At 60.5% G+C, this 25688-nt stretch carries 19 protein-coding genes and 1 pseudogene; 10 read left to right on the forward strand and 10 right to left on the reverse strand.

The features are described from left to right. The first annotated feature begins 82 nt into the window (after positions 1–82). The 6 genes from rraA (at position 83) to KGB24_RS20580 (ending at position 4554) form a co-directional block, all read left to right on the forward strand. The gene (gene rraA, locus KGB24_RS20555; RefSeq protein ID WP_008027412.1) at positions 83–574 is read left to right on the forward strand and encodes a ribonuclease E activity regulator RraA; all 492 of its coding nucleotides are present in this window, start codon (positions 83–85) and stop codon (positions 572–574) included. Between the two features lie 26 nt (positions 575–600). Beyond that, entirely contained in the window at positions 601–1596 is a 996-nt protein-coding gene (locus KGB24_RS20560) for a zinc transporter ZntB (protein WP_008027409.1), read from the forward strand. Positions 1597–1659: 63 nt separating this feature from the next. Then, entirely contained in the window at positions 1660–1908 is a 249-nt protein-coding gene (locus KGB24_RS20565; RefSeq protein ID WP_007944521.1) for a hypothetical protein, read from the forward strand. A gap of 2 nt (positions 1909–1910) precedes the next feature. Beyond that, positions 1911–2735, forward strand: a complete 825-nt coding sequence (locus KGB24_RS20570) for a mechanosensitive ion channel family protein (RefSeq protein WP_008027407.1) — start codon at positions 1911–1913, stop codon at positions 2733–2735. An 86-nt stretch (positions 2736–2821) separates the two neighbouring features. Next, on the forward strand, positions 2822–3412 hold the full coding sequence (gene sigX, locus KGB24_RS20575) for an RNA polymerase sigma factor SigX (RefSeq protein WP_017337463.1): 591 nt from the start codon (positions 2822–2824) through the stop codon (positions 3410–3412). Positions 3413–3519: 107 nt separating this feature from the next. Next, positions 3520–4554: an OmpA family protein gene (locus tag KGB24_RS20580; protein WP_008027405.1), complete on the forward strand. Its 1035-nt coding sequence runs from the start codon at positions 3520–3522 to the stop codon at positions 4552–4554. Positions 4555–4680: 126 nt separating this feature from the next. Here the strand turns inward: KGB24_RS20580 and cobA are convergent, their stop codons facing one another. The 7 genes and pseudogenes from cobA to KGB24_RS20615 form a co-directional block, all read right to left on the reverse strand. Beyond that, a complete protein-coding gene (cobA, locus tag KGB24_RS20585; protein ID WP_223415715.1) occupies positions 4681–5451 on the reverse strand; it encodes a uroporphyrinogen-III C-methyltransferase in 771 nt (256 codons plus the stop codon). A gap of 10 nt (positions 5452–5461) precedes the next feature. Then, positions 5462–8179, reverse strand: coding sequence for a nitrate reductase (locus tag KGB24_RS20590; RefSeq protein ID WP_223415716.1), 2718 nt, complete (start codon positions 8177–8179; stop codon positions 5462–5464). Between the two features lie 20 nt (positions 8180–8199). Next, positions 8200–9399 (reverse strand): annotated as a pseudogene (locus KGB24_RS20595) (NAD(P)/FAD-dependent oxidoreductase); the annotation flags it as partial. 409 nt (positions 9400–9808) lie between these two features. Further along, positions 9809–11479, reverse strand: a complete 1671-nt coding sequence (locus KGB24_RS20600; RefSeq protein WP_223415717.1) for a bifunctional protein-serine/threonine kinase/phosphatase — start codon at positions 11477–11479, stop codon at positions 9809–9811. 7 nt (positions 11480–11486) lie between these two features. Then, positions 11487–12698 carry a nitrate/nitrite transporter gene (locus tag KGB24_RS20605; protein ID WP_008027395.1) on the reverse strand — a complete coding sequence of 404 codons (1212 nt, stop codon included), beginning with the start codon at positions 12696–12698 and terminating at the stop codon, positions 11487–11489. Between the two features lie 338 nt (positions 12699–13036). After that, positions 13037–13612 (reverse strand): ANTAR domain-containing response regulator, encoded by a 576-nt coding sequence (locus KGB24_RS20610; protein WP_008027390.1) that lies wholly within the window; start codon positions 13610–13612, stop codon positions 13037–13039. A gap of 15 nt (positions 13613–13627) precedes the next feature. Next, positions 13628–14839: a CmpA/NrtA family ABC transporter substrate-binding protein gene (locus KGB24_RS20615; protein WP_008027389.1), complete on the reverse strand. Its 1212-nt coding sequence runs from the start codon at positions 14837–14839 to the stop codon at positions 13628–13630. A gap of 229 nt (positions 14840–15068) precedes the next feature. Here KGB24_RS20615 and KGB24_RS20620 point away from each other — a divergent pair, with 229 nt between their 5' ends. Further along, entirely contained in the window at positions 15069–16088 is a 1020-nt protein-coding gene (locus KGB24_RS20620) for a quinone-dependent dihydroorotate dehydrogenase (RefSeq protein WP_223415718.1), read from the forward strand. A 368-nt stretch (positions 16089–16456) separates the two neighbouring features. On the opposite strand, the gene rmf is transcribed toward KGB24_RS20620, so the two are convergent. Next, entirely contained in the window at positions 16457–16672 is a 216-nt protein-coding gene (rmf, locus tag KGB24_RS20625) for a ribosome modulation factor (protein ID WP_003223300.1), read from the reverse strand. Between the two features lie 531 nt (positions 16673–17203). Between rmf and rlmKL the strand changes: the two genes are divergently transcribed. Next, a complete protein-coding gene (gene rlmKL, locus KGB24_RS20630) occupies positions 17204–19474 on the forward strand; it encodes a bifunctional 23S rRNA (guanine(2069)-N(7))-methyltransferase RlmK/23S rRNA (guanine(2445)-N(2))-methyltransferase RlmL (protein ID WP_008027386.1) in 2271 nt (756 codons plus the stop codon). Positions 19475–19617: 143 nt separating this feature from the next. Next, positions 19618–22008 (forward strand): diguanylate cyclase, encoded by a 2391-nt coding sequence (locus KGB24_RS20635; protein WP_223415719.1) that lies wholly within the window; start codon positions 19618–19620, stop codon positions 22006–22008. 129 nt (positions 22009–22137) lie between these two features. Here KGB24_RS20635 and dacB read toward each other — a convergent pair whose 3' ends face one another. Next, complete coding sequence (gene dacB, locus KGB24_RS20640) at positions 22138–23598, reverse strand: D-alanyl-D-alanine carboxypeptidase/D-alanyl-D-alanine-endopeptidase (protein WP_223415720.1); 1461 nt, start codon at positions 23596–23598, stop codon at positions 22138–22140. A gap of 235 nt (positions 23599–23833) precedes the next feature. Here dacB and KGB24_RS20645 point away from each other — a divergent pair, with 235 nt between their 5' ends. Then, entirely contained in the window at positions 23834–24178 is a 345-nt protein-coding gene (locus KGB24_RS20645; protein ID WP_008027379.1) for a YggL family protein, read from the forward strand. A gap of 185 nt (positions 24179–24363) precedes the next feature. Here KGB24_RS20645 and KGB24_RS20650 read toward each other — a convergent pair whose 3' ends face one another. Then, positions 24364–25557 (reverse strand): benzoate/H(+) symporter BenE family transporter, encoded by a 1194-nt coding sequence (locus KGB24_RS20650; RefSeq protein ID WP_223415721.1) that lies wholly within the window; start codon positions 25555–25557, stop codon positions 24364–24366. Positions 25558–25688: the final 131 nt, after the last annotated feature.

Below are 25688 nucleotides of genomic sequence, written 5' to 3' on the forward strand. Positions count from 1 at the left end.
TGCGGCTAAGATATGACGCATTGAGCTTTTCTGGTCACTTTGCGACATCCTCGATTGTCTTCCTCTTTACAGGAGTTTCTCGATGAACCATTACATCACGCCTGACCTGTGCGACGCCTATCCGGAACTGGTGCAGGTGCTGGAACCGATGTTCAGCAATTTCGGCGGCCGTGATTCCTTCGGCGGCGAAATCGTGACCATCAAGTGCTTCGAAGACAACTCGCGGGTCAAGGAGCAGGTCGAGCTCAAGGGGAATGGCAAGGTGCTGGTCGTCGATGGTGGCGGTTCCCTGCGTCATGCGTTGCTGGGTGACATGCTGGCGGAGAAAGCCGCGAAAAACGGTTGGGAAGGGCTGGTGATCTACGGGTGCATCCGCGATGTCGATATCATCGCTCAGACCGATCTGGGCGTTCAGGCTCTCGCCAGCCACCCGAGGAAATCCGACAGGCGCGGGCTCGGCGATCTCAACGTTGTGGTGACGTTTGCCGGTGTGACGTTCCGTCCAGGCGAATACATTTATGCGGACAATAATGGCGTGATCATCTCGCCAAGCCCGCTGAAGATGCCTGAATAAGCGTTGCACCAACCGAAGGGGTGAGGATGTTCGAGGAAGAAAACGCGCAGTGGGGGCTGGTGCATGCCCTGGTGCTGGATGGTAAAGGCGGCGCGCGTTCGATAGCCCGGACTGAACTCGATGACTTGCAGCTTCAGGCCCATGAAAGCCTGTGGCTGCACTGGGATCGCAGTCACCCGCAAACCCAGACCTGGCTGCGCAAATCCAGCGGTCTGAGCGAATTCAGCTGTGATCTGCTGCTTGAAGAGAACACTCGTCCGCGTCTCTTACAGCTTTCCGACAGCGAACTGCTGCTATTTTTGCGTGGGGTCAACCTCAACCCCGGGGCCGAGCCGGAAGACATGGTCTCGGTGCGGATCTTCGCCTCGGCACAGCGGGTTATTTCCCTGCGCCTGCGTCCATTGCGCGCCACCGACGAGTTGCTGGTGCAGCTCGCAGAAGGCAAGGGGCCGAAGACCGCTTCCGAACTCATCCTTTATATGGCCCAGTATCTCACCAATAAGGTGCAGGATCTGGTCAGTTGCCTCTCGGAAGTGGTCGATGAGGAAGAAGAAAAACTGGATGCCGACGAACGGTATTCACCCGAGCATGACTCCATTTTGCAGATCCGTCGCAGGGCTGCTGCGCTGAAACGTTTCCTGGCACCGCAGCGCGATATTTTCGGGCAACTGACCCGGATAAAACTGCCCTGGTTTGTCGAAGATGACGGCGACTACTGGAACGAATTGAACAACAGCCTGACCCGCTATCTCGAGGAGCTGGAATTGACCCGGGAGCGTGTGGGACTGGTCCTCGAGGCTGAGGACAGGCGTTTGAGCGTGCGCATGAATCGCACGATGTACCGCTTCGGGATCATCACCGGAATCTTTTTGCCGATGAGTTTTCTGACCGGTCTTTTGGGTATCAACGTCGGCGGTATTCCGTTCTCTGCCAGCCCGTATGGCTTCCTGATTGCCTGCCTGATGATGATCTCGGTGGCACTGGGGCAGTGGTGGTTATTCCGACGTTTGCGCTGGGTATGACGATGCGCCATGTGACCCGGGTAAATTTGACCGCGTCTTTCACAGACATCACGAGAGGTGCGTATGCACGATCCGTTTGAACAGTCTTTGCGTGACATGCTGAACGCTTCGCCGTCTACCCGCGACGACGATGCGTGTCTTGGGCGCGTCCTGAAAACCGCCAACCGCCAGGTCGGCGCCGGCGATCTGTTCAGCCTGCTGGGCCGCTGGTTGCCCGCGCTGATGATCGCCTTGAACAACGGATCGGCTCACGTCTCGCCGGTTTCCCGTCACCGTAAACCTACCGTTCGCACTGCTGATAAGGCTGATTGAATATGGAACTTGATCTCTGGACTCAGAGCCTCGTCACTGCAATGACTGCGTTATGGACCAAGGTTGCGAATTTCATTCCGAACCTGTTCGGCGCACTGGTCGTGCTGCTGTTGGGTTTCGTCGTGGCGAAACTTTTGGATACTTTGCTGTCCAAGTTGCTCGCCAAGCTCGGTCTCGACCGCTTGATGGGCGGCACCGGTCTGACAAAATTGCTGTCCCGGGCCGGCCTTCAAGTGCCGATTTCGACGCTGATAGGCAAAATTGTCTATTGGTTCGTTCTGCTTATTTTTCTGGTTTCTGCAGCAGAATCGCTTGGACTTGAGCGAGTTTCGGCTACGCTGGACATGCTTGCGCTGTATTTGCCGAAAGTGTTTGGCGCCGCGCTGGTGCTGCTGGTAGGTGTTTTGCTGGCACAACTGGCCAATGGGCTGGTGCGAGGTGCGGCAGAGGGCGTAGGGCTGGATTACGCCGCCGGGCTGGGGCGAATTGCCCAGGGCCTGGTGATTATCATCAGTATTTCGGTCGCAATCAGCCAGTTGGAGGTCAAGACTGACCTGCTCAACCATGTGATTGTGATTGTTTTGATTACCGTTGGTCTGGCGGTAGCGCTGGCCATGGGGTTGGGAAGCCGGGAAATTGCCGGTCAGATTCTTGCGGGAATCTATGTGCGTGAGTTGTATCAGGTTGGGCAACAAGTGCGTGTTGGCGAGGTCGAAGGTCAGATCGAAGAGATCGGCACGGTTAAGACCACATTGCTGACCGATGAGGGTGAGCTAGTCTCTCTCTCTAATCGGATTCTCCTGGAGCAGCATGTGAGTAGCCGCTAACCCGGCAAACCCTGCTAATGTATGCCGCCGCAAAATGCCCTGAAGGGCTGCGGCGGACATTGACCTGACTGTCGGCCAGACTTGTTTTGAATAAAGCTCAATCGCTCTCCACGCGCTACGACCCCCGCGAGCTCTCTGATGAGGAGTTGGTCGCGCGCTCGCATACCGAGCTGTTTCACGTAACACGCGCCTATGAAGAATTGATGCGCCGTTACCAACGAACATTATTTAACGTTTGTGCGCGGTATCTTGGGAACGATCGCGATGCAGACGATGTCTGTCAGGAAGTGATGTTGAAGGTGTTGTATGGCTTGAAGAACTTCGAAGGTAAATCGAAGTTCAAGACATGGCTATATAGCATCACGTACAACGAGTGCATCACACAGTATCGGAAAGAACGGCGAAAGCGTCGCTTGATGGACGCGTTGAGTCTGGACCCCCTTGAGGAAGCGTCTGAAGAAAAGGCGCCGAAACCCGAGGAGAAGGGCGGGCTTGATCGCTGGCTAGTGTATGTGAACCCGATTGACCGTGAAATTCTGGTGCTACGATTTGTCGCAGAGCTAGAGTTTCAGGAGATCGCAGACATCATGCACATGGGTTTGAGTGCGACAAAAATGCGTTACAAACGCGCTCTAGACAAATTGCGTGAGAAATTTGCAGGCATTGCTGAAACTTAGTTCGGCGCAAATATCTCTTACGTGTAGGCAAGTTCTGATAGACTTGCCGCCGAGTTGTCCCCCGGTTTGCGGGACTGCTTCACAATCACCAGATGGGGATTTAACGGATGAAACTGAAAAACACCTTGGGCTTGGCCATTGGTTCTCTTATTGCGGCCACTTCGTTCGGCGCATTGGCACAAGGCCAAGGCGCAGTTGAAATCGAAGGCTTTGCAAAGAAAGAGTATTACGATAGCCAGCGCGATTTCAAAAACGACGGCAACCTGTTCGGTGGTTCGGTTGGTTACTTCCTGACCGACGACGTTGAACTGCGTCTGGGCTACGACGAAGTGCACAACGTTCGTAGCGAGTCGGGCAAGAACATCAAGGGCTCCAACACTGCCCTGGACGCTCTGTACCACTTCAACAACCCAGGCGACATGCTGCGTCCGTACGTTTCGGCCGGCTTCTCCGATCAGAGCATCGGTCAGAACGATCGCGGTGGTCGTAACGGTTCCACCTTCGCCAACGTTGGCGGCGGTGCCAAGCTGTACTTCACTGACAATTTCTACGCCCGTGCCGGCGTTGAAGCTCAGTACAACATCGACCAAGGTGACACCGAGTGGGCTCCAAGCGTCGGTATCGGTGTGAACTTCGGTGGCGGCTCCAAGCCTGCAGCTGCTCCAGTTCCAGCACCAGCTGAAGTCTGCTCCGACAGCGACAACGATGGCGTTTGCGACAACGTTGACAAGTGCCCGGACACCCCAGCCAACGTAACTGTTGACGCTGATGGCTGCCCAGCAGTTGCCGAAGTCGTTCGTGTTGAGCTGGACGTTAAGTTCGATTTCGACAAATCTGTTGTTAAAACCAACAGCTACGGCGACATCAAGAACCTGGCTGACTTCATGAAGCAGTACCCATCCACCACCACTACTGTTGAAGGTCACACTGACAACGTCGGTCCTGACGCTTACAACCAGAAACTGTCCGAGCGTCGTGCAAACGCCGTTAAGCAAGTTCTGACCAACCAGTACGGTGTTGAATCGTCCCGCGTTCAGTCTGTTGGCTACGGCGAATCCCGCCCAGTTGCTGACAACAAAACTGACGCTGGCCGCGCTGTAAACCGTCGCGTAGAAGCGCAGGTTGAAGCTCAAGCTAAGTAATTAGCCCGCAGCTCTGAGAAAAGCCCGGCTTAGGCCGGGCTTTTCTTTGTCTGCGATTTGGGTTTTCGAATCACCGGCCCCCCTGTAGGAGCCGGCTTGCCGGCGATGGTCGTCAACGATGACGCTTTAAGCCTGACACGCTGCGGTGATCTCAGGTTCTTCGCCAGCGAGCTGGCTCCTACAGGTTTCGGGGTGTGCCGCCACCGTACCGATCACCAGAATCGCCGGGCTTTTCAACTCAAAGGCGTAGGCATCTTCCTCCATCGCTGTCAGATCGCTCCGACATTCCCGTTGATGCGGCAGGGAGGCGTTTTCAATCATCGCCACCGGCGTATCCGCCGCCATCCCTCCGGCCAGCAGTTGCTCGCGAATTTCACTGAGCTTCGCCACGCCCATGTACACCACCAGCGTTGTGCCACTTTGCGCCAGGGCTTGCCAATTCAGGCTGCTGCCATCCTGAGTGTGGGCGGTGACCAGCGTCACGCCGCGCGCCACGCCCCGCAGGGTCAATGGAATATCGCATTGCGTCGCACCGGCCAGCCCGGCGGTGATGCCATTGACCAGCTCCACGTCGACCCCGCGTTCGCGCAGCCACTGCGCTTCTTCACCGCCCCGCCCAAAAATGCACGGATCGCCACCCTTGAGCCGCACCACGCATTTACCGTGGCGGGCATAACGCAGCATCAATCGATGAATGAACGCCTGAGGCGTCGAGCGACAGCCACCTCGCTTGCCCACCGGAATGATCCGCGCCTGCGGGCAATGTTCCAGCACGGCGCCATTCACCAGATCGTCGATCAGCACCACATCCGCTTCGCTCAACGCCCTGACGGCTTTGAGGGTCAGCAATTCCGGGTCACCAGGACCCGCACCCACCAGCCAGACTTTTGCGTTCATAGTGTTTTCCTCACGAGATGACGGCGATCGGCTGTGCCGTGGTGGCCAGCAAACGCTTGATTTCCGGGACGCACGAGCCGCATTGCGTGCCGCAGCCCAATTCCTGTTTCAACCCCTGCAAATCCAGGCCTCGACGGATACCGGCACAGACCGCGCCTTGGCTGACGTTTTTGCAGTTGCACAAGGTTTTAGTGCCGGCAACCGATGTGGTGGCGTTGCCCGGTGGTGCGCTCAGCGGTGCAAGCAGCCAGCGCCGCAGTTGTTCATCGGCGCGACCTTCTTGCCAAAGGTCCTGCAGCCAGTGCTGTGCGAGGGTTTCGCCGGCCAGGCGAATCGCGGTGATCCGGCCGTGCTCGATCCGCACCCGTTTGCCGATGGCGCGCCGTGGGTCGTCGTACGCCAGGACCGGCCCTTCATTGAGCCCAAGGCCGCGGTCGATATCGCATAACAATTGCGGATCTGGCGCTGTGGCGCTGGCAGCGCGTATGAGCAGCGCAGGGCGCTCACGACCAGCGAGACTGAGGCTAACGTAGGAAAACGCCTCACAGAGTGGTCGTAGCGTCTCAAAATGCTGTTGAACATCGCCCTCAATCAGTACGAAAAGGTTCCAGGGCAAATGCACGGGGTCGATTCGTACGCCGCTGTGTTTGAGTTCCGGTTGTTTCGACAACGGATCGAATGCCGGTTGGGTGAGCGCATTGACCCCGCCCTTCAGGAACCGGTCGCCCCAGTGCATCGGCAGAAACGCCTGGCCCGGACGCACGCTGTCATCGCTGCCGACGGCGACAATCACCGCGCCGCGACGGCTTTTCAAACTGACCAGTTCTCCCGGTTGCAGCCCATGGCGATGCAATTCATCCGGGTGCAGGCTCAGCACGGCTTCGCTGACATGACCGAACAACTGCGCGGCAGTGCCGGTGCGGCTCATGCCGTGCCATTGATCGCGCAGGCGGCCGGTGATCAGGGTCAGCGGGAATTGCCCATCGCGTTGTTCCTTGGCGGCAAGGTACGGATCGGCCACGAACCGGGCACGCCCGTTGGCGGTCGGGAAAATTCCGTCCCGATACAGTCGGGCCGTACCTTCACGGGCGCCGGCGGGAAACGGCCATTGCTGTGGACCGAGACGATCAATCAGCTCATGACTGATACCGGACAAATCCAGGTCCCGGTCGCGCGTCAGGAGTTTGTACTCATCGAAGACCTGCGCCGGGGTGTCGAACGCAAACAGACTGGGTTGTCCGGGACGCAGGTATTTTTCCAGGCGCTGTGCGAAATCCACTGTAATTGCCCAGTCGGAACGCGTTTCTCCGGGGGCGACAATCGCCCGGCGAACGTGGGAAATCCGCCGTTCGGAGTTGGTCACCGTGCCGTCTTTTTCACCCCAACTGGCAGCAGGCAGCAGCAAGTCGGCGAACGCGGCGGTTTCGGTGGTGCGAAAGGCTTCCTGCAACACCACAAACGGGCAGGCTTGCAGCGCCTCGCGCACGGCGCTCTGGTCCGGCATCGATTGCGCGGGGTTGGTGCAGGCGATCCATAGGGCTTTGATGGTTCCGTTACGAACCTGCTCGAACAATTCGATCGCGGTGAGCCCCGTGTTTGCCGGCAGTTGATCCACGCCCCAATAGGCTGCGACTTCTGCGCGATGCTCGGCATTGGCCGCTTCGCGATGGCCTGGCAGCAGGTTCGACAGGCTGCCGGTTTCGCGGCCACCCATGGCATTCGGCTGACCGGTCAGGGAGAAAGGTCCTGCGCCGGGACGGCCGATCTGCCCGGTGGCGAGGTGCAGGTTGATCAAGGCACTGTTTTTCGCACTGCCGGCGGTGGACTGGTTCAGCCCCATGCACCACAGCGACAGAAAACTCGGCGAGGTCCCGACCCACTCGGCGCATTGCTGCAGTTGCTCGACGCTGATCCCGCACAGCTGCGAGACCATTGGCGGCGTGTAATCGCGCACCAGGTTTTTCAGTTCGGCCAGGCCTTCGGTGTGGGCCTCGATGAAGTCGCGGTCGATCCAGTCTTCCCACAGCAGCAGGTACAAAATCCCATGGAACAAGGCGACATCGGTGCCCGGAAGAATCGCCAGATGCAGGTCAGCCAAGTCGCAGGTATCCGTACGACGTGGGTCGATGACGATGACTTTCATCTGTGGTCGGCGGGATTTGGCCTCTTCCAGGCGGCGAAACAAGACCGGGTGGGCGTAGGCCATGTTACTGCCGACGATCATCACGCAGTCGCTTGTCTCAAGGTCTTCGTAGCTGCATGGCGGTGCATCGGCACCGAGGCTGCGCTTGTAGCCGACCACTGCCGATGACATGCACAGGCGCGAATTGCTGTCGATGTTGTTGGTACCGACCAACGCTCGCGCCAGTTTGTTGAAACTGTAGTAGTCCTCGGTCAGCAACTGCCCGGAGATGTAGAACGCCACGCTGTCCGGGCCATGTTCGGCGATGGTTTCGGCGAATACGCTGGCGGCGTGATCGAGGGCGGTGTCCCAGTCGGTGCGGCTGCGGGCCAGGCCTTTGCCCAGGCGCAGTTCCGGGTACAGCGCTCGGGCTGCGAGGTCGCCGGTCAAGTGCAGGGTTGAGCCCTTGCTGCACAGCTTACCGAAGTTGGCCGGGTGGGCCGGATCGCCGCTGACGCCGAGGATGCGCTCGCCGTCATGCTCGATCAGCACGCCGCAGCCGACCCCGCAGTAGCAACAGGTGGAGGCGGTGATCTGGCGGTTCATCAGCTGGCTTCCCGCATGGTTTCACCAAACATCAGGTGATTGCGGATTTCGTCGATATTCCGGTTCTCGCGAATCTGCCGGAAATACCAACCGCCATCGGCCGTGTCGCCGTACAGGCAGGCCCCGACCAGCACGTCGTCCTTGATCACCAGTTTTTTGTAGATCCCGCCGATCGGGTCGGAAAGGGTGATGGTTTCGGTGCCTTCGCCGCCCATGAAATCGCCGGCGGAGAACAGGTCGATGCCGGTGACTTTCAATTTGGTCGAGGTCACCGAGCCTTTGTAGCTGGCGAAGCCAAGCTGTGCGAGATGATTGGCGCAGACCTTGGCCTGTTCGAACAGCGGCGCCACCAGGCCGTAGGCGATGCCACGATGGCTGGCGCATTCGCCGATGGCGTAAACCCGTGGGTCGTAGGTTTGCAGGGTGTCGTTGACCAGAATCCCACGGTTGCACGGGAGCCCGGAGCGTTCCGCGAGTTCGGTCGCAGGGCGGATGCCGGCGGCCATCACCACCAGGTCGGCGGGGATGCGGTCGCCGTTCTTGAACTCGACCGAGCCGACCCGGCTATTGCCGGCATCGTGCAGGGCCTGGGTTTGCTCGTGCAGGCGAAAGTGCAGGCCACGGTCTTCTAGCGCGGTTTGCAGCAAGCGGCCGCTGACGCTGTCCAGTTGCCGCTCCAGCAACCATTCGCCGTTGTGCACCACGGTGACGTGCATGCCGCGCAGCATCAGGCCATTGGCCGCTTCCAGGCCGAGCAGGCCGCCACCGATGACCACCGCGTGCTTGTGGGTTTTTGCGGTGTTGATCATGGCTTGGGTGTCGGCGATGTCGCGGTAGCCGATCACGCCGTGCAACGTGTTGCCCGGGATCGGCAGGATGAACGGGGTCGAGCCGGTGGCAATCAGCAGGCGGTCGTATTCGGCCTCGGTGCCGTCGTCGGCGATGACCCGACGTTTGATCCGGTCGATTTCTACGACTCTGCGGTTGAGCAGCAACTTGATGTTGTTGTCCAGGTACCAGTCCAGGTCGTTGAGCGCGATCTCTTCGAAGGTTTGCTCGCCGGCCAGTACCGGCGACAGCAGGATGCGGTTGTAGTTGGTATGGGGTTCGGCACCGAAGACCGTGATGTCGTACAGCTCGTTGCTCAGCTTGAGCAGCTCTTCCAGGGTGCGAACCCCGGCCATGCCGTTGCCGATCATCACCAGTTTTAGTTTTTTCATCAGGTTCTCCGGGGAGCTCGGACCCGCCTCGACAGGGCGTTCAGGTCGTGCTCGACAAATTTTGCGCAAACAAAAAAAGGCGTCCCGCTAGTTGCCTAGCGAGGACGCCTTTGTCCTGGTCCCGTTCTCTCGGGAAGCGCATCCTTCGTCGTTGAAGGCTGGGCTTTATGTCTGTTGAGAGAGGTAATGCAGTGGTTGTGCCAAGTTGACCTGCACCCGGTTTTGTTGGCTCAGAGTGCTTAATCAAAGGGGGCTTCTGCACCGAATCGAAGCGTGGTGCCCGCTAATGGAGCGGGTTGCTGATGGATTTGTGTTGGCTGGTCGTCAGCTATCGCGAGCAGGCTCGCTCCTACAGGGGAATGCGATCAACTGTGGGAGCGAGCCTGCTCGCGATGGACGCGACGCGGTATCAACGATGAAACAGCAAAACCAGCAGCACCATATTCACCAGCAGCGCCACCAACGCCAACGTCCGCCAGACCTTCACTGGCTCGCGCTCCAGCAGTGGCCGGGGCCGTACGCTCAAACTGCGTCGTTCACCCTGTTCCAGCACCAATAACCATTCTTCCGCGGTTTCGAATCGCTCCGTCGGGTCCGCCGCCACCGCGCGCTCCAGGCTTTGTGCGATCCATTCGGGCAGGTCCGGTCGGTAGCGACTGGCGCTGACCGGTACACCAAACCGTGGACGCTGGAACGCTTCGATTTCGCCGTAGGGATAATGCCCGGTGAGCAGGAAATACAAGGTCACGCCTGCCGCATACAGATCCTGTTGCGGGCTCGGCGCGTCACCGCGAAAAGCTTCCGGCGCAATGTAACTGGGTGTTCCGGGCAGGGTCGAGGCCTGATCTTCAGACAGGCCAGGGCAGTAGGCCAGGCCGAAATCCAGCAGCCGCAGCTCGCCGTCATCCCCCAGCAGCAGATTCTCCGGTTTGATGTCGCGATGCAGAATCTGCCGTCGATGCAACATACCGACCGCCCGCAGCAAACGTTCCGCCAGATCCTGCCATTGGGCCAGCGGCAGCGTTGTGGTTCGCTCAGCCAGTTGCGCCAAAGTCGAGCCGGAATATTCACGCATCACGTAGTACAAATGCTGACGCTGACTGGCGGCATGGACTTCAGGGAAATGCCGGCCAGCCACGCGCTTGAGAAACCATTCCTCCGACAGCAAGGCTTGCCCGGCCAGGTGATCGTCGCGCAACGCGCCGGGCAGGGTTTTCAGCAGCCAGGGTTGTTGCTGAGCGTCGCGCACCCGATAGAGCAGCGACTGCTGGCTTTGGCCGAGTATTCCTTCGACGTGCCAGCCCTCAAACGTCTGGCCCGGTTTCAGCGCTGGCGGCAGTGGCCATTGCTGCACATGAATCAACGCATCGCCGATGCTCGTTTCACCGAGGGCATCGACCCGCACCAATAACGCGCTGGCGTTGTCCTGACTGCCCGCCAGATGCGCCGCATTCACCAGGGTTTGCGCGGCGCTGTGCAGATCCGGTTGATCGCGCAGAATCGCCGCAATCGCGGTGTCGCCCAGCACAGCCCAGATGCCGTCGCTGAGCAGCACGAAATGCTCATTCAGCCGCAGTTCGCCATCGAGAAAATCCAGCACCAGATGCTGATCGAGGCCGAGCGCCCGTTTGAGCACATGCTGCATGCCCGGTTGATCCCAGACGTGGTCCTCCGTGACCCGCTGCAATTGATCGGCGTGCCAGCGATAAACCCTGCAGTCCCCGACATGCGCCAGGGTAAAACGCCTGCCGCGCACGACCAAGGCACTGACCGTGGTCAACAGCGGTTGCCCACCGCCATTGGCCTGCAACCAGCGATTTTGCGCCAGCAGCAAACGATCCAGTGCCTGGGCGACACCCCAGGTTTCCGGGGTGGCGTAGTAGTCCAGTGCCAGCGCCTGCAAGGTCGAACGTGCCGCGAGGCCGCCATCGGCGCACTGGCTGACGCCGTCGGCGATGGCGAACAGGTAACCCTTGCTCGCCGCCAGCGCCGGGGCCGGCGTCACCAGGCGCAGGGCGTCCTGGTTCTCCTCGCGCGGACCGATGGCGCTGGCTTCGGCAAAACTCAGTTGCAGGCTCATTCAGCCCTCACACCCGCGCAGCGGTGACGGCCGCCGAACCCCAAGTGGTTCTCCAGCGACGCTTCACACCGTGCAGACCGAACCAGGCGAGGACGCCGAGGCTGGCGAACAACCACAGCGCCAGTTGATAACTGCCGGTGCTTTGCTTGATCGCGCCCATGCCCGCCGCGAGGGCGAAGCCGCCGATGCCACCGGCCATGCCGATCAAACCGGTCATCACACCGATTTCGCGACGAAAACGTTGCGGGACCAATTGGAAAACCGCGCCGTTACCGGCACCCAGGCCGAGCATCGTGCAGACGAAAAGTGCCAGCGCCGCGTAGGAACTCGGCAAGTTGAAACCCACCGCCGCAATGCAGATCGCCGCCACCGTGTACATCGCCAGCAATGTGCGAATCCCGCCGAAGCGGTCGGCCAGTGCGCCGCCCAGAGGACGCATCAAACTGCCGCCAAACACGCAGGCCGCCGTGTAGTAACCGGCAGTCACCGGGCTCAGGCCGTATTGGTCGTTGAAGTAGCCGGGCAGGGCGCTGGCCAGGCCGATGAAGCCGCCAAAGGTCACGCTGTAGAAAAACATGAACCACCAGCTGTCGCGGTCGCCCAGGGCTTTGAAGTAGTCGGACACCGACTTGGCTTTCGGCCGCTCAGGGGCGTTTTTGGCCAGCCAGGCGAAGACGATGATGGTCAGGATCAGCGGGATCAGCGCGAAGCCGAACACGTTGCTCCAACCGAACGCGGCGGCCAGCACCGGAGCGATCAGCGCGGCCAGCACCGTGCCCGAGTTACCGGCCCCGGCGATGCCCATGGCCTTGCCTTGATGCTGCGGCGGATACCACTGCGACGCCAGCGGCAGGGCCACGGCGAACGACGCGCCCGCCATGCCGAGGAACAGGCCCAGCAGCAGCGCTTGTTCGTAACTTTGGATGCCGTGCTTCCAGGCGACGAACAGGGCGCAGATGACGATCACCTGGCCGATCAGCCCGGCGGTTTTTGGCGACAGGCGATCGGCCAGCATGCCCATGATAAAGCGCAGTACGGCCCCGGCCAGAATCGGCGTGGCCACCACCAGCCCGCGTTGTTGGGTGGTCAGGTGCAGGTCGGCGGCAATCTGCACCGCCAGAGGGCCGAGCAGGTACCAGACCATGAAACTCAGGTCGAAATAGAGGAAGGCCGCGAACAGGGTCGGGGTATGGCCGGATTTCCAGAAGCTTGAATTCATCGCGCACCTCAGCTGTGAGTCGTCTCGAGAAGGAGTCATGAGCTTGCAGGTGGGGGGCCGCAACGGCCGCACCACCGGCCCCGGTCTGTGGGGCCAAAACAAAAAAACGCCGCCACCCGATTCGCCATGGGCAAATGAGGTGAGCGACGTCTTTGTCGTAGGTGGGGCAACCGCCGTTGGTTACCTGTAGTGATTGCTTAGCGAGATTTGTGCCAACAGTCGGAGACCGGGTCGACCCTTTCGCGGGCAAGCCTCGCTCCTACAGGTTTTGTGTCGTTCACACCATGCGAGTTCGACGCGGAACCTGTAGGAGCGAGGCTTGCCCGCGAAGGCGTCCTTCAGCCGAGCAATTCACTCATCGCAATGATCTGCTCCGCCACCTGAATCAGCTTCTGCTGCCGGCTCATGGCCTGGCGGCGCATCAGCGTGTAGGCCTCTTCTTCGTTGCAGTCCTTCATCTTCATCAGCAGCCCCTTGGCCAGCTCGATGCGCTTGCGCTCGGCCAGTTGCTGGTCGCGGGCGTGCAGTTGCGCGCGCAGGGCCTGGTCGCTTTCGAAGCGTGCCATGGCCACGTCGAGAATCGGCTGCAAGCGTTGTGCGTGGATGCCTTCGACGATGTAGGCGCTGACCCCGGACTTGATCGCCTGACGCATCACGTCGGGGTCATGTTCGTCGGTAAACATCACAATCGGCCGTGGCTGGTCTCGACTCACCAGCACCACTTGCTCCATCACATCGCGGCTCGGTGACTCGGTATCGATCAAAATCACATCGGGACGCACCGTTTCGACGCGCGCGGGCAGGTCGATGGTCAGGCCGGACTCGTCGATGACCTCGAATCCGGCTTCGGTCAGGGCAGCCTTCAAGCGGCCGACTTTCTTCGCGGTGTCGTTGATCAGCAGGATACGCAGCATGTTCGTAGTCTCCTGTCAGCGGCTGGCGAGTAGGGGCGAGCTGTCGCTCATGGCGTGCAGTTTGAAGCTGCGGGCATACCCGGCCGGGTCCGAGCCGTCCCAGATTTTGCCGTCGATCAACTGGCTGCTGCGCATTTCCCTGGCCGAAGAATCGACATCGACCGCGCTGGCGGCCTCTCGATACAAGTCTAGTTGCTGGACCTGACGGGCCACGGCGAGGTAGTCCGGGTCGTCGCGCAGCAAACCCCAGCGACGGAACTGGGTCATGAACCACATGCCGTCGGACAGATAAGGCTGATTGACCTCGCCAGCGCCATGGAAGCGCAGCGCGTGCAGGTCTTGCCAGCGGTTGCCGAGGCCGTCGGCGTAGTCGCCGAGCAGGCGCGGTTCGATGCAGTCGAGCGGCGCGTCCAGGTATTGGGGGGCGCTCAGCAACTGCGCGGTGCTGCGGCGATTCTCGACGCTTTCTTCAATGAAGCGGCTGGCCTCCAGAATCGCCTTCACCAGTGCCCGGGCGGTGTTGGGGTATTGCTCGACGAAGGCGCGGGTGCAGCCGAGGACTTTTTCCGGATGATCGGGCCAGATGGTCTGGGTCGTTGCCATGGTGAAGCCGAGATTGTGTTTCACGGCGCTGGCGGACCACGGTTCACCGACGCAGAAACCGTCGATTCGCCCGGCTTGCAGGTGCGCGACCATTTGCGGCGGCGGCACCACCACACTGTCGACGTCATGCAGCGGGTGAATGCCCTGGCTCGCCAGCCAGTAATACAGCCACATGGCGTGGGTGCCGGTCGGAAAAGTCTGGGCGAAGGTGAGTTTTGGGCGAGTTTGGTGCACGTGGCGGTCCAGTGCTTCAGGACCGGTCACGCCCAACGCCTGCAAGCCGTGGGAAAGGTTGATGCTCTGGCCGTTCTGGTTCAGGCCCATGAGCACCGCCATCTCGGTCGGCGCCACGCCGCCGATGCCCAGGTGCACGGCGTAGATCAAACCGTACAGGCTGTGGGCGGCATCGAGTTCGCCGCTGACCAGTTTGTCCCGCAGGTTGGCCCAGGAAGACTGGCGCTTGAGGTTCAAGGTCAGGCCGTAGGGCTGGGCGAAGCCCTGAGTGGCGGCGACCACCACCGAGGCGCAATCGCTCAGGGCCATGAAACCGAGGTTGATGTCGGTCTTTTCCGGGGCATCGCTGCCGTTGACCCAGGCCAGAGGGCCCGCTGTGGTTTCATTCATGGCAAAACACCTTCCAAAAAAAACGTCGTCCCAGGCCTTCGCTCAAGCAAAGCCGGGTGACGACGCCATTGTCCTTCCACTCATCCCGTCGTTGGCATGAGTGCTGATGCCTGTGTTGGTGCAAGGCATATGCCATCGCTTGCTGATTTTGTCGCGCGCCTCGCTTGCGACCCCGATGCCCGGCTATAATCGCCGCCTCATTTCGCCGCCATTCGAGTCAACGCCGCCCATGTACACCCTGGCCCGTCAGCTGTTGTTCAAACTTTCCCCGGAAACCTCCCACGATCTGTCCCTGGACCTGATCGGCGCGGGCGGGCGTTTGGGCCTCAACGGCTTGCTGTGCAAGGCGCCGGCAAAAATGCCGGTGAGCGTCATGGGCCTGGACTTCCCGAACCCGGTGGGTCTGGCGGCCGGTCTGGACAAGAACGGTGCGGCCATCGACGGTTTTGCCCAGTTGGGTTTTGGTTTTGTCGAAATCGGCACCATCACGCCGCGTCCACAGCCGGGCAATCCGAAACCACGGATTTTCCGTTTGCCGGAAGCCGAGGCGATCATCAACCGCATGGGCTTCAACAACCTCGGCGTCGATCACCTGCTGGCCCGCGTGGCTGCGGCCAAGTACAAGGGCGTGCTGGGCATCAACATCGGCAAGAACTTCGATACCCCGGTCGAGCGTGCGGTCGACGATTACCTGATCTGCCTGGACAAGGTCTACGCCCACGCCAGCTATGTGACGGTCAACGTCAGCTCGCCGAACACCCCGGGCCTGCGCAGCCTGCAGTTCGGTGATTCGCTCAAGCAATTGCTGGCTGACCTGGCGACTCGTCGTGCCGAGCTGGCGTTGCGTCACGGCAAACATGTTCCGTTGGCGATCAAGATCGCACCGGACATGACCGACGAAGAAACCGCACAAGTCGCTCAAGCGCTGATCGAAACCGGGATGGACGCGGTGATCGCCACCAACACCACCCTGAGCCGCGTTGGCGTCGAAGGCATGGAATACGGTGACGAGGCGGGCGGTCTGTCCGGGGCGCCGGTTCGTGACAAGAGCAACCACACCGTGAAGGTGCTGGCGGCCGAGTTGGCGGGTCGTTTGCCGATCATCGCCGTGGGCGGCATCACCGAAGGCAAGCATGCCGCCGAGAAAATCGCGGCGGGTGCGAGCCTGGTGCAGCTCTATTCCGGCTTCATCTACAAGGGCCCGGCGCTGATTCGCGAGTCCGTGGACGCCATCGCCGCCCTGCGCTAAACCCCGTACTTGTAGGAGCGGCCGGGCGGCGTTCCGTTTGCCGGCGAAGGCGTCCTGACGATCGCTTTCGCCGGCAAGCCGTGCTCCTACAGGGACTTTGGCGTCCTCGAGATCGCTTTCGCAGCATTGCATAACCCTTGTAGGAGCCGGCTTGCCGGCGATAGCGGTGGGTCAGCGACACATGTATCGCCTGATAGGACGCCATCGCCAGCAAGCCGGCTCCTACAAGGGGAATGTGTTTTGTCAGAATGCAGGCATAAAAAAGGGCCCCTCGAAGGAGCCCCTGGGCCGAAGCCCGCCGCCCGGATGGGGCGTGCGTGGTAAGTCGTTACGTAATCAGTTTGTCGTGTCGGAGTGTGTGCCCTGTGTTAGCCGACGGCGTGAAGTTCGTTGAGTCTATGGATTCCCGCAGTGCCGGTCATACCGTCCCAGTTGTCGCCGCGTCCTTCTCGCCAGCCGTTAATCCAGGCTTGGCGTACTGACGGTAGAGTAAATGGGCAAAGCTCACGGGATTTGCCACCAACGCCATATTGATATCCGCGTAAAAATGCTCTTTCCAACGGATCACGCTTAAGTCTTCTCATAGGGTGTTGCCCTCACTTGTTGACTGTATGTATCGCGTTGACCTCAATCGAGGTCTGGCAGAAATGTCTGCCGTTGGGGGGCTCGCTGCCGGCGTGGCGAGCCAAGGTGTTGACGTCCGTTGTGGCGCCAACCTGTATTGAGTTCTAACCAATGCGTCACATCGAGGGAATGATCGTTTTGTCATAAGGACGTAACCATAAAGATGCTATGGCCATAAGTAACACGATGTTTGTCCCGTGTTTATTAGCCAAAGCCCTGTATGATCGGCCCCCCGCAGGATGATGGGGTTAATCCTTTAGTGAGAATGCCTCGCGTTGGTCTCGGGCATTATTCGACGAAGGGTCGAGTTATGACATTTTGTTGCATCAACTTTTTTATCTGCCCGTGCATCTAAGCTCTTCTAACCTGAGCAGCACGGGTGGGACGGCACACCTTCGTGCCACGCGGGCGCTCTTTTAGAAAAGCGCCTGATTGAAAACCGGGCCGGCAATGCGTTGTCGGTTCACTTAGCCAAAGGCTCTGAAATTCCAATGTCCGATCAATTCGAAATCTTCCTCACTTGCCCCAAAGGCCTCGAAGGCCTGCTCATCGAGGAAGCCGTCGGGCTTGGCCTTGAAGAAGCGCGTGAGCACACCTCTGCCGTGCGCGGCATGGCGACCATGGAAACCGCTTATCGCCTGTGCCTGTGGTCGCGTCTGGCGAACCGGGTGCTGCTGGTGCTCAAGCGTTTCCCGATGAAGGACGCCGAAGACCTGTATCACGGCGTGCTCGATATCGAGTGGCAAGACCACATGCTCAACGACGGCACCCTTGCCGTCGAGTTCAGCGGTCACGGTTCGGGCATCGATAACACGCACTTCGGCGCCCTGAAAGTCAAAGACGCCATCGTCGACAAACTGCGTACCCCGCAGGGCGACCGTCCGTCCATCGACAAACTCAACCCGGACCTGCGCATTCACCTGCGCCTGGACCGTGGCGAAGCGATCCTGTCCCTCGACCTCTCCGGCCACAGCCTGCACCAGCGTGGCTATCGCCTGCAGCAAGGCGCGGCGCCGCTGAAGGAAAACCTCGCGGCCGCCATCCTGATCCGTTCCGGCTGGCCGCGCATTGCCGCCGACGGCGGCGCGCTGGCTGACCCGATGTGCGGTGTCGGTACGTTCCTCGTCGAAGCGGCGATGATCGCCGCCGATATGGCGCCGAACCTGCGTCGCGAGCAGTGGGGCTTCACCGCGTGGCTTGGCCACGTGCCGGCGCTGTGGAAAAAGCTTCACGAAGAAGCCACCGAGCGCGCTGCGGCCGGTCTGGCCAAACCACCGCTGTGGATTCGTGGCTACGAAGCCGACCCGCGCCTGATTCAACCGGGCCGCAACAACGTCGAGCGTGCCGGACTGAGCGAGTGGATCAAGATCTACCAGGGCGAAGTCGGCACCTTCGAGCCGCGTCCGGACCAGAACCAGAAAGGCCTGGTGATCTGCAACCCACCGTACGGCGAGCGTCTGGGCGATGAGGCGAGCTTGCTCTACCTCTACCAGAACCTCGGCGAGCGTCTGCGTCAGGCCTGCCTGAACTGGGAAGCGGCGGTGTTCACCGGCGCGCCGGACCTGGGCAAGCGCATGGGCATCCGCAGCCACAAACAGTATTCGTTCTGGAACGGCGCGCTGCCGTGCAAGTTGCTGCTGATCAAGGTCACGCCGGATCAGTTCGTCACCGGCGAGCGTCGCACCCCGGAACAGCGTCAAGTCGAGCGCGAGCAGGCGGAATACGATCAGGCACCGAACGAGCCGCAGGAACGCCAGTACAACAAAAACGGTAACCCGATCAAACCGGCCGCGGCACCCGCTCCGGTGATCGAGCAACCGCGTTTGAGCGAAGGCGGGCAAATGTTTGCCAACCGCCTGCAAAAGAACCTCAAGGCGCTGGGCAAGTGGGTCAAGCGTGAAGGCATCGACTGCTACCGCGTCTACGATGCCGACATGCCGGAATACTCGATGGCCATCGACCTGTATCAGGATTGGGTCCACGTCCAGGAATACGCCGCGCCGAAATCCATCGACCCGGAAAAAGCCTCGGCGCGCATGTTCGATGCTCTGGCAGCGATTCCGCAGGCGTTGAACATCGACAAGAACCGCGTAGTGGTCAAGCGTCGCGAGCGTCAGAGCGGCACCAAGCAGTACGAACGCCAGGCGGCGCAAGGCAAGTTCGTCGAGGTCAACGAAGGCGGCGTGAAGCTGCTGGTGAACCTCACCGACTACCTCGACACCGGGCTGTTCCTCGACCACCGGCCAATGCGCATGCGCATTCAGAAAGAGGCGGCCGGCAAACGTTTCCTCAATCTGTATTGCTACACCGCGACGGCTAGCGTCCACGCAGCCAAGGGCGGCGCGCGCAGCACCACCAGCGTCGACTTGTCGAAAACCTACCTCGACTGGGCGCGTCGCAACCTGTCGCTGAACGGTTTCTCCGACAAGAACCGTCTGGAGCAGAGCGATGTGATGGTCTGGCTGGATGCCTGCCGTGACGAGTTCGACCTGATCTTCATCGACCCGCCGACCTTCTCCAACTCCAAGCGCATGGAAGGGATCTTCGACGTGCAGCGAGATCAGGTGCAGTTAATCGACCTGGCCATGGCGCGACTGGCGCCGGGTGGCGTGTTGTACTTCTCCAACAACTTCCGCAAGTTCGCGCTCGAGGAAAACCTCACCGAGCGTTACGCGGTCGAGGAGATCACGACCCAGACCATCGATCCGGACTTCGCCCGCAACGGCAAGATCCACCGGGCCTGGAAAATCACTGCGCGTTGACAGTTTTTTGCATTGGATCCACAGAGCCTTGATTTTTAAAGGCTCTTGGCTTCTTTCAGTGCTGGTCAAATTGATGGCTAATAGCTATAACTCATCGCATGGCCAATGGGCTTTTCCGGCACCTGGCGTTTTGAGTTGCCTCTATGTCGTTGCACGCCGTGCGCCCAAAGATCCTGGGTTTTATCAGTGAAGACGTCTCGGCCTGGCTGGTCGCGCTGTTTGTATTGGTCGTCGGCGGGGTTCTCACCGGGTTGCTCGCCTGGTCGACCCTGAATCTGTTTCACCAACAATTGCGGCAACGTTTCCAACTGCTGGCCAGTGAACGTTACAGCCGTATCGAAGAACGTTTCGAAGATCAGGAGCAGCGCCTCGATGGCCTGCGCCGATTCTTTGTCAATTCCGATTCGGTTGCCCGCGAGGAATTCGACGGTTACACCCAACCTTTGCTGCACCGGACTCAGGCCTATTCGTTCGCCCTGCGGGTCAGCCGTGCCGAGCGGGCGGAGTTTGAGCGTCGGGTGCGGAAAGAGGGGGTACCCGATTTCAACATTCGTGAGCTCAATGCCGACGGTCAGCTGCAATTGGCGGCGGAGCGCGATGAGTATGTCGCGGTGCTGTACAGCCAGACCCAGAGCAAGCTCGGCTCACCGTTGGGCTACGATCTGGCCGCGCAGCCCCTGCGCCGTGCCACCCTGGACCGGGCGGACCAGCATGGCCAGATGGCGGTGTCGCAGCCGATGCATCTTGTCGCTATCGAGCCGGCTTATGCGCGGGGCGTGTTGTTGGTGGCGCCGGTCATGCCACGCAGCAGTCCAGACACGAAACCTTACGGTTATGTGATGGCGGTGATCAGCATGCGGCAGTTGCTGGCCGATGGCTTGCCGGAAGCGGGCCGTGATTATCTGTCAGTGCGAATCCTCGACCTGTCCATCGAAGAACAGCACGAAGTGCTTTACGAATCGCCCAACGGCCCTGCCGTCAGTGAGTTGTCCGCGACCCGGCTGCTGCGGCTGGCCGACCATGACTATCAGGTCGACATCCAGCCCAGCGAGGCTTTCCTGCAAGCCAACCACTCTTCGGTCAGCAGCCTGGTAGTGCTGGGTGGTTTGCTCAGTCTGCTGCTCAGCTCGCTGCTGTATGTGTTGGTCAGTCAGCGGCAACGTGCGCTGAAAATGGTCGAGCAGCGGACCCAGGAGTTGCGCGCCCGAGAGCAGGAGCTGCGCGGTACCCATGGTCAACTGCGTGGCGTATTGAATGCCGCGACCCAGGTGGCGATCATCGCCACCGACCTGCGCGGCGTCATCAGCACGTTCAACGCCGGGGCGGAGCAGATGCTCGGCTACTCAAGCGTGGAAGTGGTGGGGCACATGACCCTGGAAAACCTGCACCTGCCCCGGGAACTTGCCGCGCGTTCGGCCGAGTTGAGTGCACGTTATGGCAAACCGATTCCGACCTGCCAGGCGATGTTGGTCGAGGGCGGCGAGGAGGGCGGTCACGAGGCGCGGGAGTGGACGCTGGTGCGTGGCGATGGCAGCCAGTTGACGGTGAACATGCTGGCGACCCCGGTGCTCGACGAGCAAGGTTTGTGGGTCGGGCACCTGGCGATCTGTATCGACGTCACCGAGCGCAAACGGGTGTACGAAGCGCTCGCCGCACGGGATTTGCTCTTGAAGAAACTCAGCGCCCATGTGCCCGGCGGGATTTACCAGTTCAAGATGGAATTCGACGGGCGCTTCAGTGTGATCTACGCCAGCGACGGCATCCGCGATATCTACGAGCTCGAGCCGGATGTCTTGTTGCTCAATGCCGAGGCGATTTTCACCCGGATTCACCCCCAGGACACCACCCGGGTCCGCGCTTCGATCCGGGCGTCGGCGGACACGCTCAGCCCGTGGCGCGAAGAGTACCGCGTGCAGTTGCCAACGCGGGGGGGGCGCTGGGTTCGTGGCGAAGCGACCCCGGAGGAACTGCCCGGCGGCGGCGTGCTCTGGCATGGCTATATCTCGGACATCTCCGACCTCAAGCGCGTCGAAGAAGAGCTGCGGGCGCTGTCGATCACCGACTCGCTGACCGGGATCCACAACCGTCGCTACTTCCAGGAGCGCCTGACCACCGAGATGGTTCGTGTGGAGCGCGGTGGTGGCGAGTTGTCGGTGATCATGCTCGACATCGACCATTTCAAACGCATCAATGACCAGCATGGCCACGCCGTGGGCGACCGGGTGTTGCAGGCGGTGTGCGAGCGCATCGGCAATCGCCTGCGTCGCACCGATGTGTTTTGTCGCCTGGGCGGTGAAGAGTTCATGGTGCTCTGCCCGGACATCGATGGCGAACAAGCCTATGGACTGGCGCTGGAGCTGTGGCAGGGCTTGCGCAGTTCACCGATCGACGACGTCGGGATCGTCACGGCGAGTTTCGGCATTGCCAGTTGGCGTGTCGACGAAGGCGCGGATGCGTTGCTGCTGCGGGCGGACTCGGGGGTGTATGCGGCGAAACAGGCGGGACGGGATCGGGTTCAGGGCGAGTTGGGTTAAGTCGGGGCTACACACAACCCCCTGTGGGAGCTAGCCTGCTAGCGATAGCGGTGTGTCAGTCAATACATGTGCCGACTGACACACCGCTATCGCTAGCAGGCTAGCTCCCACATTGGATTTGAGGTGTGCTTACAACACTGAAGCCGTATCCGGTAGTTTCGGCTGGCGATACAAGTCCAGCAGCACCTGATCCAGCACCGACGATGCGCCAAACGGGGCCTTGTCGTTGAGGATCGCCACCACCGCCCAGGTGTTGCCATTGACGTCGCGGCTGAAGCCGGAGATCGCGCGCACGGTGTTCAGGGTGCCGGTCTTGACGTGGGCTTCGCCGCGCATCGCGGTGGTCTTCAGGCGTTTGCGCATGGTGCCGTCGGTGCCGGCAATCGGCATCGAACTGATGAACTCGGCAGCGTACGGGCTATGCCATGCGGCTTGCAGCATCGCCGCCATTTCACGGGCGCTCACGCGTTCTGCGCGGGACAGGCCGGAACCGTTTTCCATCACCAGGTGCGGCGCGGTAATGCCTTTCTTCGCCAGCCACTGACGCACCACGCGCTGGGCCGCTTTGGCGTCATCGGCGTCGGCGTCGGTGCGGAATTTCTGGCCCAGGCTCAGGAACAGCTGCTGCGCCATGGTGTTGTTACTGTATTTATTGATGTCGCGGATGACTTCCGCCAGGTCCGGCGAGAAGGCGCGAGCCAGGACCTTGGCGTCTTTCGGCGTGGGCGCCAGAACATCCCTGCCCTGAATGCTGCCGCCCAGTTCCTTCCAGATCGCCCGGACGGCACCGGCGGTGTACGTCGCGTGGTCGAGCAGCGACAGGTAAGTCTGCGAGCTGCAGCCATCGCCCAACTGCCCGCCGACGGTCACGGTGACGCTGCCGTCGGCCTGGGTCACCGGGTTGTAACGCACGCCACCGGTGCATTGCTTGCCGTTGACGGCCTTGACCTGGTTTTCGATGCGGATGCTGGCAATCGGAGGCTCTACCGAGATCAGCACACGGCCGTTGTCGTTGCGCGCGACGAAGCGCAGGGCCTTGAGGTTGACCAGCAGCGAATCGGGTTTGACCAGGAACGGTTTGTTCTCGTCATTGCCGTCATCGTTGAACTCCGGCAGTTGCGGTTGCACGAAGAAGCCACGATCCAGCACCAGGTCGCCGGTGACTTGCGTCACGCCGTTGGCCCGCAGGTCGCGCATCAGCAGCCAGAGTTTTTCCATGTTCAGCTTCGGATCGCCGCCACCCTTGAGGTAGAGGTTGCCGTTGAGAATGCCGCCACTGAGGGTGCCGTCGGTGTAGAACTCGGTTTTCCACTGGTGGTTCGGGCCGAGCATTTCCAGCGCTGCATAGGTGGTCACCAGTTTCATGGTGGACGCCGGGTTGACCGAAACGTCAGCGTTGAAAATGGTCGGGGTGCCAGGGCCGTTGAGCGGGATCATCACCAGCGACAGGGCGTTGTCCTGCAGCTTGCTGGCCTTGAGGGCTTTTTCGACGTTGGGCGACAGCGCGGTGTTGATGGTGGCGGCGGAAACGGGGAGGGCCAGCGGGAGAAGAAGACTGGCCAGCAGCAGTGGACGCAAAGATTTGATCATCTGAAATAAAACCCTACAGCCGAGGGGGAAAAAAGACGAGGGCATGAAGATAATTTCCCTCAGTGGTCATGAAAGTGTCGGCATTATGCCCCAAGGTGTAGCGGCTTGTGCCGTGCCCGCGCCTTCTAATCCGCTATTTTTTTACCGGCGGTAACGCGTTGCGCCCAGAGAGTCGGGCAATTGGCGGCTTAAACTGCTAAAGTGCCGCCCGTTATTACTTATGAGGATTGTTCCAATGGCGACTAACCGTTCCCAGCGTCTGCGCAAAAAACTGTGCGTCGATGAATTTCAAGAGCTGGGTTTCGAACTGAACCTGGATTTCAAAGAAGATTTGGCTGATGAAGCCATTGATGCTTTCCTCGACGCGTTCCTGAAAGAAGCCATGGAAGCCAACGGTCTGGGCTATGTTGGCGGCGACGACTTCGGTCTGGTTTGCCTGCAGAAACGTGGCTCGGTGTCCGAAGAGCAGCGTGCAGCTGTTGAAGCCTGGCTCAAAGGCCGCAGCGAACTGACTGAAGTCACCGTCAGCCCGCTGATCGACGTCTGGTATCCGGAAAAGCCGATCAATCCGGTAGCTTGATGTCATAAAAGAAGCGGCGACCCAAGGGTCGCCGTTTTTTTATGCCTGTCAGAAACCACCGCCGGCTCCCCTGTGGGAGCGAGCCTGCTCGCGATGGACTTCAGAGCACCGCGGGGTATCAGATTCCCCGCGTAATCGTTAACGTCCATCGCGAGCAGGCTCGCTCCTGCAGGGGACGGTGTGTATCAAGCAGCCTTGCGCCAATTCAGAATCACCAGCGTCAACACCCCCGCCACAATCCCCCAGAACGCCGAACCCACGGAAAACAACGTCAACCCCGACGCCGTGACCATAAAGGTGATCAGCGCCGCTTCGCGTTCCTTCACTTCGGCCATCGCAATGCTCAAGCCATTGATGATCGAGCCGAACAACGCCAGTGCCGCAATCGACAGCACCAGTTCTTTGGGCAGCGCGGCAAACAGCGCCGCCAGCGTCGCGCCGAATACCCCGGCAATCCCGTAGAAAACCCCGCACCACACGGCGGCCGTGTAACGCTTGTTGCGGTCTTCGTGGGCATGCGGCCCGGTGCAGATCGCCGCGCTGATGGCGGCCAGGTTGATCCCGTGGGAACCGAACGGCGCCAGCAGCAGCGAGGCGATGCCCGTCGTAGTGATCAGCGGCGAGGCCGGCATGGTGTAACCGTCGGCGCGCAGCACCGCAATGCCCGGCATGTTCTGCGAGGTCATCGCCACCACAAAAAGCGGAATGCCGATGCTGATGGTCGCGGCCAGGGAGAAGTGCGGCGTGGTCCAGACCGGCGTCGCCACTTCCAGGTGAAACGCGCTGAAATCCAGCAGCCCCATGAACCTTGACAGCGCTGTACCGATCAGCAGCGCAGCGAGTACCGCGTAGCGCGGCGACAGGCGCTTGACCACCAGGTAGGTGAAAAACATCCCCAGCACCAGCGCGGTGCGATGTTGGGCGGCGACAAAAATTTCGCTGCCGATCTTGAACAGAATCCCGGCCAGCAACGCGGCGGCCAATGAGGCTGGAATCTTCTTCACCAGGCGTTCGAAGCTGCCGGTCAAGCCACAGATGGTGACCAGCACCGCGCAGGTCATGTAGGCGCCAATGGCTTCGCCGTAACTCACACCGCCCAGGCTGGTGATCAGCAACGCCGCGCCGGGTGTCGACCACGCGATGGTGATTGGCGTGCGATAACGCAGGGACAGGCCAATCGAACACACCGCCATGCCAATGGAAATCGCCCAGATCCACGACGAAATCTGCCCGCTGCTCAGGCCTGCCGCTTGCCCGGCCTGGAACATCAGCACCAGGGAGCTGGTGTAGCCGGTCATCATCGCGATGAACCCGGCGACGATGGCGGAAGGGGACGTGTCCGCCAATGGGCGGAGCTGCGTGTGCGTGGCGTCGTTCATGACAACGGTGTTCCTTAATACGTACGAAAATACCCAAAGCCAACTCAAACCCCTTGTAGGAGCGAGGCTTGCCCGCGAAGGCGTCGTGTCAGTTGACATCAATGTTGAATGACACGACGCCTTCGCGGGCA

The organism is Pseudomonas sp. BF-RE-25 (assembly GCF_019956105.1).
In the GTDB taxonomy this organism is placed as follows: domain Bacteria; phylum Pseudomonadota; class Gammaproteobacteria; order Pseudomonadales; family Pseudomonadaceae; genus Aquipseudomonas; species Aquipseudomonas migulae.